The sequence below is a fragment of the Pseudomonas agronomica genome (assembly GCF_025917275.1).
Lineage (GTDB): Bacteria > Pseudomonadota > Gammaproteobacteria > Pseudomonadales > Pseudomonadaceae > Aquipseudomonas > Aquipseudomonas agronomica.
Genome location: NZ_JAOSHO010000955.1, coordinates 1 through 744 on the forward strand (window position 1 = coordinate 1; position 744 = coordinate 744).

The 744-nt window shown below is 59.3% G+C and carries 1 protein-coding gene; it reads left to right on the plus strand.

Going from position 1 to position 744, the window contains the following annotated elements; translation table 11 throughout:
• Positions 1 to 128: 128 nt before the first annotated feature.
• On the plus strand, positions 129 to 744 hold a 616-nt coding region (locus tag OC610_RS28345), incomplete at its 3' end, for a PHP domain-containing protein (RefSeq protein WP_264433023.1).

The following is a 744-nucleotide window of genomic DNA, read 5'->3' on the forward strand; positions in this document are numbered from 1 at the left end:
TTTCACTCCCGACTCAATCGGCAATGGAAAGATCGCAGCCTCGCTTCGCTCGACAGCTCCTACATGTTTTACCCAAGGCCCGGTACAATCCGGGCCTTGTTGTTTTCATGACTTAACGCAGGATCACTATGCCGGCTTCATTCGTTCATCTACGCCTGCACACTGAGTATTCCCTGGTCGATGGCCTGGTGCGGATCAAGCCCCTGGTCAAGACCCTGGTCGGCATGAACATGCCCGCCGTGGCCGTTACCGACCAGAACAACATGTGTTCGTTGGTCAAGTTCTATAAGAACGCCATGGGTGCCGGCATCAAGCCAATCTGCGGCGCCGACCTGTGGCTGGCGAACAAGGACCCTGACGCGCCGCTGAGCCGGATCAGCCTGCTGGTGATGAACGCCATGGGCTACCGCAATCTCACCGAGCTGATTTCCCGCGGCTTTATCGACGGCCAGCGCAATGGCTCGATCATCATCGAGCGCGAATGGGTGGCCGAGGCCAGCGAAGGGCTGATCATGCTGTCGGCGGCCAAGGAGGGTGAAATAGGCCAGGCCCTGCTCAGCGGCAATGTCGAAGAAGCCGAACAACTCGCCCGCGACTGGATGGCGGTGTTTCCTGATCGCTTCTACATCGAAGTGCAGCGCACCAATCGTCCCAATGACGAAGAACACCTGCACGCCGCCGTAGCCCTGGCCGACAAGCTCGGTGCGCCGCTGGTGGCAACCAACGACGTGCGGTTCATCAAGC